The organism is Alcanivorax sp. HI0083, assembly GCF_001635175.1.
This window is the reverse complement of sequence record NZ_LWFX01001010.1, coordinates 1-9,477: the sequence shown is the minus strand read 5'-3', so window position 1 is coordinate 9,477 and position 9,477 is coordinate 1. Positions and strand designations below refer to the sequence as shown.

At 57.4% G+C, this 9,477-nt stretch carries 9 protein-coding genes; 7 read left to right on the top strand and 2 right to left on the bottom strand.

Annotated features, from left to right (window positions below; all coding sequences use genetic code 11):
* Positions 1 to 526, top strand: a 526-nt coding sequence (gene recR / locus A3754_RS12430; protein WP_063519945.1) for a recombination mediator RecR, incomplete at its 5' end; no start/stop codon positions are given.
* A gap of 159 nt (positions 527 to 685) precedes the next feature.
* The gene (locus tag A3754_RS12425; RefSeq protein WP_063519944.1) at positions 686 to 1,828 is read left to right on the top strand and encodes an acyl-CoA dehydrogenase family protein; all 1,143 of its coding nucleotides are present in this window, start codon (positions 686 to 688) and stop codon (positions 1,826 to 1,828) included.
* Positions 1,829 to 1,977: 149 nt separating this feature from the next.
* On the opposite strand, the gene A3754_RS12420 is transcribed toward A3754_RS12425, so the two are convergent.
* Together A3754_RS12420 and A3754_RS12415 are read right to left on the bottom strand one after the other, a co-directional pair.
* The gene (locus tag A3754_RS12420) at positions 1,978 to 2,970 is read right to left on the bottom strand and encodes a putative solute-binding protein (protein ID WP_063519943.1); all 993 of its coding nucleotides are present in this window, start codon (positions 2,968 to 2,970) and stop codon (positions 1,978 to 1,980) included.
* A gap of 164 nt (positions 2,971 to 3,134) precedes the next feature.
* Positions 3,135 to 4,193, bottom strand: coding sequence for an AraC family transcriptional regulator (locus A3754_RS12415; protein WP_063519942.1), 1,059 nt, complete (start codon positions 4,191 to 4,193; stop codon positions 3,135 to 3,137).
* Positions 4,194 to 4,474: 281 nt separating this feature from the next.
* On the opposite strand from A3754_RS12415, the gene A3754_RS12410 reads away from it, so the two are divergent.
* The 5 genes from A3754_RS12410 to A3754_RS12390 all read left to right on the top strand — a co-directional run.
* Positions 4,475 to 5,170 carry a hypothetical protein gene (locus tag A3754_RS12410; RefSeq protein WP_082872453.1) on the top strand — a complete coding sequence of 232 codons (696 nt, stop codon included), beginning with the start codon at positions 4,475 to 4,477 and terminating at the stop codon, positions 5,168 to 5,170.
* Between the two features lie 13 nt (positions 5,171 to 5,183).
* Positions 5,184 to 6,809 (top strand): GH3 auxin-responsive promoter family protein, encoded by a 1,626-nt coding sequence (locus tag A3754_RS12405; protein WP_063519940.1) that lies wholly within the window; start codon positions 5,184 to 5,186, stop codon positions 6,807 to 6,809.
* Positions 6,806 to 7,897, top strand: a complete 1,092-nt coding sequence (locus tag A3754_RS12400; RefSeq protein WP_063519939.1) for a hypothetical protein — start codon at positions 6,806 to 6,808, stop codon at positions 7,895 to 7,897. Before A3754_RS12405 ends, A3754_RS12400 begins: the two co-directional genes overlap by 4 nt.
* A complete protein-coding gene (locus A3754_RS12395; RefSeq protein WP_063519938.1) occupies positions 7,894 to 8,898 on the top strand; it encodes a hypothetical protein in 1,005 nt (334 codons plus the stop codon). Before A3754_RS12400 ends, A3754_RS12395 begins: the two co-directional genes overlap by 4 nt.
* Positions 8,895 to 9,477: biotin/lipoyl-binding protein (locus A3754_RS12390; RefSeq protein ID WP_156496969.1), on the top strand; the 583-nt coding region annotated here is incomplete at its 3' end. The genes A3754_RS12395 and A3754_RS12390, both read left to right, overlap by 4 nt.

Here is a 9,477-nt window from a genome sequence, read left to right as displayed (position 1 = left end):
GCGCATGGCCTATGCGTTGCTGGATCGCGGNCGCGAATCCGGGCGCCGGTTAGGCGATGCGCTCCATGCTGCCATGGACGGCGTGCAGCATTGCCAGCGTTGCCGCAACTATGCTGAAGCAGAACTTTGCCCTGTCTGCGATGATCCGCGTCGCGATGCCTCGCTGGTCTGCATCGTTGCCACCCCCGGGGATGTGCTGGCATTTGAGCAGTCCGGCGAATACCGGGGCCAGTACTTCGTGCTGATGGGGGAACTCTCGCCGCTGGACGGTGTGGGCCCCCGTGAGTTGGGGCTGGATGTGCTTGAACAACGTCTTAATGAAGGGCAGATCAGCGAGTTGATTCTGGCTACTGGCACGACTGTGGAAGGCGAAGCCACAGCCCATTATGTACTGGACCTGGCCCGGGACGCGGGAGTGGGTGTCAGCCGCATCGCCCAGGGGGTGCCCATGGGCGGTGAGCTTGAATTCGTTGATGGCGCTACCCTGGCCCAGGCGCTGAGAGGTCGCAGGCCCTTTGACGCCTGATAAAGGGCCCCTTCCTGGGGGGCTATCGAAAGCGTAAATCTCCTTTTCTACCCGTAAACACAAGCCGCGGTTTCGTCTGGTTTCCCTTGGCGGCTTTCTGTTATGGTTGGACCAAGCAAGCGCTAGGTTGTGCGCAATCCAATAATCCAAGGAGGTCCAGTGAGCGCCCTGAACTATTTCAATGAAACCCACCAGATGGTGCGAGATACCGTCCGCAAATTCGTTGAGCGGGAAATCCTCCCGGAGGTGGATGACTGGGAAGAAGCAGGGGAATTCCCCCGGGAGTTGTACAAGACGGCAGCGAATGCGGGCATTCTGGGTATCAATGCGCCGGAGGAATTTGGTGGGACGGGCGAAGACGTCTTCATGAAAATCGCCGCCTGCGAAGAATTGGTGCGTTGCTCATCGGGCGGACTTTGCGCAAGCCTGGGATCGCTGGATATCGGGCTGCCACCGGTCTGGAAATGGGGCAGTGATGCCATGAAGCAACGGGTTATTCCCGAGGTGATTAATGGCGACAAAATCTCCGCCCTGGCCATCACCGAGCCCAATGGTGGTTCTGATGTGGCGAACCTGCAAACCCGTGCCGTGCGAGATGGCGATCACTATGTGGTGAACGGCGCCAAGACTTTTATCACCAGTGGTGTGCGAGCGGATTATTACACCGTGGCGGTCCGTACCGGCGACAAGGGATACGGCGGCATCAGCCTGTTGCTGATCGAGAAAGGCACGCCGGGCTTTACGGTGGGGCGCAAGCTGAAAAAAATGGGTTGGTGGGCCTCTGACACGGCCGAGCTGTTTTTCGAAGATTGCCGGGTGCCAGCGGAGAACTTGATCGGGCCGGAAAATGGTGGCTTTTATTGCATCATGAGCAATTTCCAGATGGAACGTTTGATTCTGGCGGTGACGGCAAACAGCACGGCTCAATTGGCGCTGGATGAAGCCATGAAGTATGTGAAGGAGCGGGAAGCCTTTGGTCGTCCCCTTGCCGGCTTTCAGGTGACTCGCCACAAGCTGGCGGAAATGGCCACGGATGTGAAAGCCAGCACTGAATTTACCTACCGGGTGGCGGCCCGGATCGCGGCCGGTGAAAACTGTGTGCTGGATGTGTCCATGGCGAAGAATGTGGCAACACGCTGCGCAGACAGAGTGACCTATGACGCCGTACAACTCTTCGGCGGCAGCGGTTACATGCGTGGCACGGTGGTGGAGCGTTTGTTTCGCGACAACCGGATTCTGTCCATTGGCGGTGGCACCCACGAAATCATGAACGAAGTGATCGCCAAGCAGATGGGGCTGTAAGAGCGGCAAGCTACAAGTTCCAAGCTTCAACACGGTAAAAGCGTTTTGATTCTGAAACGTAAGAGGCCGCGCCTAATCTATGGGCGCGGCCTCTTTGTGTTAGAGCGACAACACGTTTCAATCGCGTTGTAGCTTGTAGCTTGTAGCTGTCAGGTACACTCCGCCCGTGCCGGTGCCATCTTGCAGCGAACCTTGCGCAGCAAGCCGAGCATATCCGGGTCGTAGTAGCCTTCGTCACGAAGCTGGTTGCGTGCTTCCTGCATCATCACTTCGTACTCAGCCTTGTCTGCATCGGGAATTTCTACCCACCAGTGTTTGTCCACGTGTTGGGCTTCTTTATCCAGTTGCTCGGTGATGCGGTGCAGGTTGTTGTAGAAATACTCCCGCGACTTTTGCGCCATTTCCGCCGGGAATTTGTCTTTCTTGGCGATCAGCTGAATGGTCAGCTGGGCCAGCGGGTAGTTGATGATGCCACCGTCCGGACTCAGGCCCTTGTAGAGTTCCAGCGCGTTGTAGGCGACCAGCGGCGCAGCGATCACGTCCACCACCCCGTTGTTGAACTTGGTGGAGAAGTTGGTGATGTCTGAGGCAACCGGTGTGGCGCCGACCTGGGAAACCAGTTTGGCCTGGGTCTCATCGTATTCCAGTACCGCCACTTTCTTGCCGGCCGCTTTGGCCAGGGAGTTCACCTGGCGGTCGTTGACGAAAATATAGGCTGCCCCGGCGGGTGCAATCCCCATGATTTGGTAGGAGCCCTGGGACAGTTTGTCTGCGCTCTGGGGGTGGGCCAGCACCNGCAGCACCACCTTCATGTGGTCCATGGTAGGGATGGCACCAATGGAGTCGACAGTACCGGCGTATTTGTTGAACGCCCGGCCGCGGATGCCGGTAATCAGGGAGGCGTCACAAACCCCGGCTTTCAAATCTTCTGCCGCAATGGCTTCGTTAGTGTAGGGGACCAGCTCGGTTTCCAGGCCCCAGTCCAGTGCGGCGGCTTTCCAGTCTTTCATGGCACCCATGACCGGGCCCACGTTGCCGACAATGTCGAATACACAGATTTTGCGTTTGATGGTCTCTGCCTGCACGGAGAGGGAGGCAGTGAGCGCACAGGCCGTGACAACGGCGGTGAACAGCTTCTTCATCAGTCTCTTCCTGATTGTTATTGCTAGTATTTTGGCTGACGCCGGGAGCGTTTCCCGATACTAGTGCCAGAATCGGGGAAAGCAAAAACACCAAGCGTCAGGAATGCGGGATATTAAGTCAATGGCCCGGCGTAGCCGGTGTCCCGCTGTCGGGCGCATGGGCATCATCTGTTCTGGTGTGCATCTTCGGTGCTGTCCCAGGAAGGAGGGGGGATTTTTGCTTTGCGGCGGACCTCTCCAGGGGTGTGCCCGGTCCAGCCCCGGTATGCCTTGCTGAAACTGGCCTGGTCGCTGTAGCCCAGATAATCGGCAATTTTTTCCAGTGCCATATCGGTATCTACCAGATAGCGGGTGGCAAACATTTCACGAATTTCGTTGCGAAGCCCACTGAAAGCAAACCCGGACAAGCTTAAGTGGCGGCGTACAGAGCGAGGGCTCATCCCCAGCCGGGCAGCTACCCGTTCCAGGGTGCTGTCACGCCCGGGAGCGTTGCGGATTTCATGGCGTACCTGAATAACTACCTTGAGGCTTTCATCGCCCTGGGCCTGCTCCTGGGAGCGGGCAGTGGCCAGATAGTTGGCCACTGAGGCGTCATCATCACGAACTTGCCGGCCGGATAGCGGAAGCAGAACGCGGTTGTGATCGCAGTTGAATTTCATTTCGATGCCTTCGCCCAGGTGTTGAAAACTGGAGGCCTTGGCCGAGCAGGGGAAGTCGTATTCAAAGGTAAAGTGGCGACAGACAAGCGATGCCAATGCATGAATGCTGCCCATGTAGATGTTGGTAACAAAGGGCCTTAGCTCACCGAGATCCCAGCTGTCATGCAGGCGGATGGAAATGTCTTCGCCTGTGCAATGGATTTCCATATCCATGATGGGTAATGAAACGCGCAGATATTGCACCACCATGTTGACCAGCTTGCGATAATCCTGTTGGCGAAGCAGAGCAAAACCCAACAGACCATGGCCCTGTAAATCCAGCTCCTGACCGAAGCGAAATGAGGCGGTGTCGTCTTTGAGAAGAGAGTCAGCATGACGCAGCATGGCGAGTAGCTGTCTCATGGTCAGGTAAGCATCAGGGTTATTCAATAAAGCGGGGTCGATGTTGGCTTCTTTGAGTACGGTAGTTCCACTTAATCCATGTTTTTGTGTGAACCGTAAGAAACGGCGGGCATAGCGGATAGAAATTAGCGGAACGTCCAGTGCCATCCCATTATTTTTCATTTTTCTGCCTTGGCCATGTGGCCTGACATTGTTGTTATTTTAGTTGTGATGCGCATCTCATAGAGCGCGTTATTGTTGCTGGCTTAAACCAGTGTTGCCATTTTTAACAAAAAAATGGCCGCTTTGACTATTAAGTAAATCACGGTCCATGTAGATCATGAGCACCGCTTTTTAACGCATAAAAATAAACATGGAGCGGGAAAATGCAACGGGAAAATGCATCTAGCCTGAAAGCCCGATATCTGCCTCTGTCCAAGGTATCGGTACCCATAATGCGAAGAATGTATGAGATTTATTCTGGCTACTACGAAAATATAAGTTTGGATATTTTTTGCCAGGACATGGTGGAAAAGAGTGGCGTTTTTTTAGTGGAAGAGAGAAAAACCAAGCGCGTGGTTGGTTTTTCTACCCTGAAGGTTCTCGACATGAATGTGGAGGGGCGCAGGGTAAAAGGGGTATTTAGTGGTGATACCATCATTGAAGAAGAATACTGGGGAAACAAAGCCCTCCAGGTGAAGTTTTTCTTCCGGATGATTCGCGAAAAAATACGTCACCCGTTCCGTCCCATGTTCTGGTTGTTGATTTCCAAGGGATATAAAACTTACCTGCTGCTGGCAAATAATTTCTATAATTATTATCCCAATCCGGAAGGCAGGAATCAGCGACTCGCCCCCTTGGTTGATGCGTACTGCCAATCGCTATTCGCTGATTACTATTGCAATAAACGCCGCCTTCTTGATTTTGGTGAAGGCTATACGCACCTGAAATCCGATGTGGCGGGAATTTCTGATGAGATGCGTTTGGGCAATGCAAAAATCCAGTTTTTTGAAAAGCGGAATCCTTCCTGGCAGCGCGGTACGGAATTGCCCTGTATTGGGCAGGTTAATCTGAAGCTCCTGGTTAGCTACCCCTTCCAGCTATGGCAAAAACAGCGCCGTAAAACCAAGCCCGCAGTGGCAACTGTGGCCTGCGAATAAGCCGGGAAATATCATGTTTGGACATCGTCTTCTGAAGCTGGCCGCCTGGCCAGGTGAGCGTCGTTTTGCGGCTGGCCGAGAGCGGCTGGAATCGGTACAGCGGCAGAAACAGGCCGCGCTGCTCAAGCGGGTGGCGGCCAGCCCGTTGGGGCGTAGCAACGCCATTCAGGCAGATTGGTCATGGGAAACCTTCGCTGACCGGCAGCCGGTTACGGATTATGAGCAATGGGCCGACGCAATCACCTTGTCGCGGGAGCAAGGTGATTGCCAGTTGATCGATTCCCCTTTGGTTCGCTGCCAGCCAACCAGTGGCTCCACGTCCGCGATTAAATGGATTCCCTATACCCGCCAGTTTCTCGGTGAACTGGATGCGGCCATCAGCCCCTGGATTGTGGATTTGTACCGGCAGTTCCCCCGACTGGTTCAAGGGCGTCATTACTGGTCCATGTCCTGGGTGCCCACCTCGCTGCGCGACAATATGCGTGAGGATGTGAACGACGACATCCAGTTGATGTCCATGGGCAAGCGCCTGCTGGCCGGGGCAACCCAGTGTGTGCCACAGGATGTGGCGTTGGCGAGAACCTCTGATGATTCCCTGTTTGCCACCCTTGCGTATCTGGTTAGCGACCCGTCTTTATCCATGCTTTCGATCTGGAGTCCTACTTTCGGGCTGGGGATGCTGCGTGCCATAGCGCAGTGGCGAGAGGAACTTGCAGAGGTACTCAACACCGGGCGCTGGGGAAACCGCATGCTTGGTGGTGCCGTGGACTCCTGCCCCTGGTCTCCGCAAGCGGCAGCCTTGCTGCGTGAGTGGGACGGCCGCTTAAACGCGGATTTTCTGATGGCGCTGTGGCCGAAACTGGCGCTGGTGAGTGCCTGGGATACGGCGGCCTCCACGCCGTGGGCAAAAGAGCTGCATGCGTTACTTCCCCAGGCCGCGTTTCAGGGCAAAGGACTATGGGCCACCGAAGGCGTAGTTACCATTCCCTATGCGGGCCGTTATCCACTGGCGTATCGCAGCCACGTGTATGAATTTCAGGATCCCACCGATGGCCGTATTTTCGCTCCCTGGCAACTGGAGGCCGGGCAGCAGGTCATGCCGTTGATGAGTACCGGTAGCGGGTTGTTGCGCTATCGCCTGAACGATCTGGTTGAAGTGGATGATTTTGTCGGCGGTATTCCCAGCCTGCGATTCCTTGGGCGAGCAGGAACCACTGATCTGGTTGGTGAAAAAATGACGGCGGCGGCTGTGGATGGTGCGATGGCGGCCCTGGCGTTGCCGGAGGAATTACTACCCGTATGCACGGTGGCGGTGGATCAATCCGCGCAGGGTTTACCTGGTTATGTGCTGTTACTGGAAGGGGAAAACCTGGCCGTAGCGCAGCACATAGCGGTGCAGATGGAGTCAGCGTTGCAGCTGCATTTTCATTACCAGTTGGCACGCAACCTGGGGCAACTGGCCCCTTTGCGCTGCGTTATCCACCCGGGCATGCGTGAGCGTTATCTGCAGCACTGCCGTCAACGCGGCATGATCGAAGGCAACATAAAAATGGAATCCCTGCAATATTGGGCTGGGGCGCTACCAACCTGGCTGGAAGCGCGTACGGCACAAGCGCAAGATTGCGGGGTGCCGGTATGAGTTATCGCATACGGCCTGCCTGTGACCAGGATAACGGAGCCATCCTGGCGCTGCTGCAGGGAACGCCCCAGCACGGCGCGGTGACCCTGAATTTTGAGCGGAACCCGGATTACTTTCGGGGCGCTCAGGTGACCTGCGAAAAGCCGGACGTGTGGGTGGCTGAGCCCAAGGGGGGCGCCGGTGAACTGGGTGCTGTCTACAATGTGGGCTGGCGCCACCTGTGGGTGAATGGCGAGGTCAAACCGATCCGCTATGCACACGATTTACGTATCGCACCGCAATTTCGTAATGGCCTGGTGCTGCACCGCCTGTTCCGCCAGTTGCGCAAGCAGTTGTCTGAGGGGGAGTGGATGCAGACCACGGTGCTGCGCGACAACGAGGCCTCACTGGGGTCCGTGGCCAGTGGCCGTGCCGGGCTGCCCACCTATTACCCCCATGGCACTATCGAGACCAGCCTGGTGTATACCCGGGCGCGCCATCAGCGGTTGCCAAAAGATGTGCAAATTCGGCAAACCGGTGAAGCCGACCTGCCTGCCATGGCAGCGTTGCTGCAACGCGAAGGAGCCAGCAAGCAGTTCTTTCCCTACTGGGATGTTTGCCGGGTACGCGGTGACGCTTATTGCTACGGACTGAACCCGGAGAGCTTTCTTGGGCTGTGGGTCAATGGGCAGCTGAAGGGGGTGCTGGGATTCTGGGATCAGCAGGGCATAAAGCAGACGCGCGTCTTGGGTTATGCACGGGGTCTGCGGGTTTTGCGCCACCTCTACAATACCCATAGCGTTTTACGCGGCGGCATGAAGCTGCCTGCGCCCGGTGGCATCTTGTCTTATCTGACCTTGCACAGTGTGGTGGTGGAAGATAACCAGCCCGATTTGCTGCGTCTGTTGCTGGATCACGCCGTGGACCGTTTTCATGGTCGATATGATGCCCTGGTGTGTGGTTTCTTTGCACAGGATCCTCTGGCACGCGTGCCGGCACGCTACCGCCGCCGTCTGTTATTGAGTGATCACTTTCTGGTGAGCTACGACGGTGACCCCCGGGCGCAACTGGATGATCGCCTGCCCTATGTGGAAGTGGCGCGCCTGTGAATACCTTGTCTACCCGATCATTGTCGTCCCGGCCGCCGGTGGATTATATCGGCATGTGGTACCGCGCCCGAGCCGGGCTGGGTATTGATGATCGCATAGAATTTATCTTCATCGATCCGTACAGCGGTGAACGCGACACCGTCGCCTTGCGCCATCGGGACCATGATGGGGTGGGCGGCATTACCCAGGCCTTGAAACAACGCGGGGTGACCCCGCCGGCCATGCCACTGAGCCGCCAGAAGCAGGCACCGCGCTGGTGGCAGCGTTGGCAACGGTTGCCGGACGACCTGCCTGCAGTGGAACCGGTGTGGCGCCGCTGGCGGGACTTGGCTGGGCAAGCAGAACCTGAAGCGATCGAAGCCAGCCCGGTCTGCGTGCAATGGTTGAATCCGGCGCAGACCCGTGCGCTGTATCAGCGAGCCCACCAGCACAAGGTATCCGTGAACAGCCTGCTGTTGCTGGCATTGCACCGGGCGGTCTGTGACACCCTGATGTTGCACGGCATTGCCGGTAGCTGGTGCTTTCCGGTGAACATGCGCGGTGTGGTGCCCATGTTGCGTGAGGACATGAACCTGTCCAGCGCGTTCTATCTCACTGTGGACCATGAGGACAAGGCCGCCAGGCTGGACCGCTCCGTGCGCGGCTACCTCAAGGCCAATGTGCACTGGCGGTATTGGCATCTGGCACGTATTGGCCGCTTGATTGGCCAGCGGGGGGTGAACTGGTTGTGTGGGCGTTTGCAGAAAGGCACCCGGCACTGCGGGTCTTTTTCCAGCCTGGGTGAGTGGGAAATGGACTTTGCCTCCGCCGGGATGCCCAAGGATACCGTGTTTGCCTGCTGTGGCCCGGGCAGCCCGAGCCATCCGGTCGCGAATGGTGTGATTGTGGTAAATGGCTGTATGAGCCTGTCCCTGAAAGTGCACTCTTCCCTGGGCGTGCCGCAAGCCACGGTACGCCAGTGCTTGCAGCGCTGGGTTAATTGGCTGGGAGTGGTTGAATGAAATTGCCTGCCGGTTTGCGTTCCCTCAGCTTGCGGACACTGGTGGCGTTGCTGGCCACCCTGGCCATGGTGATGGCCGTTTTCTCACTTTATCTGGTGCCGCCGGCCCCCCCGCCGGCCAAGGCCAAGGATAGCGTGTTGGCCCTCAATACCATCACCGTGGATTGGCGGGATGTGGTGATTCCGGTGTTCAGTCAGGGCCAGGCCACGGCGCGCCACGACCTGCCGTTGAGTCTTGAGGTCTCCGGGCGAATTCAGGAGGTGGCGCCGGCGTTTGCCGATGGTGGGCGAGTGGCTGCAGGCGATGTGTTGCTCAAGCTGGATCCGGAGCCTTTTGCTCTGGAGGTCACCTCGCGTCAGAACAGTGTCCATGCGGCGCGTCTGCATCTGGCCCAGACCCGGGCCAAGGCGCGGGTGTCCGGGGCTTCCGGGCGCTCATCGGCGCTGGGGCGGTTCGAGCCGCAACTGGACGAAGCCTTAAGCCGGCTGAGTGCCGCCCGTGCCAGCCTGCGTCAGGCGGAGCGTAACCAGGAACAGACCGAATTGCTGGCGCCGATCAGCGGGCGCCTGAAAGCTGTAC

Excerpts from the sequence above, each read along its gene's own strand:
- A3754_RS12400 (WP_063519939.1), top strand. The coding sequence starts at position 6,806 with ATGAGTTATCGCATACGGCCTGCCTGTGACCAGGATAACGGAGCCATC.
- A3754_RS12415 (WP_063519942.1), bottom strand. The coding sequence starts at position 4,193 with ATGAAAAATAATGGGATGGCACTGGACGTTCCGCTAATTTCTATCCGC.
- A3754_RS12410 (WP_082872453.1), top strand. The coding sequence starts at position 4,475 with ATGTATGAGATTTATTCTGGCTACTACGAAAATATAAGTTTGGATATT.
- A3754_RS12405 (WP_063519940.1), top strand. The coding sequence starts at position 5,184 with ATGTTTGGACATCGTCTTCTGAAGCTGGCCGCCTGGCCAGGTGAGCGT.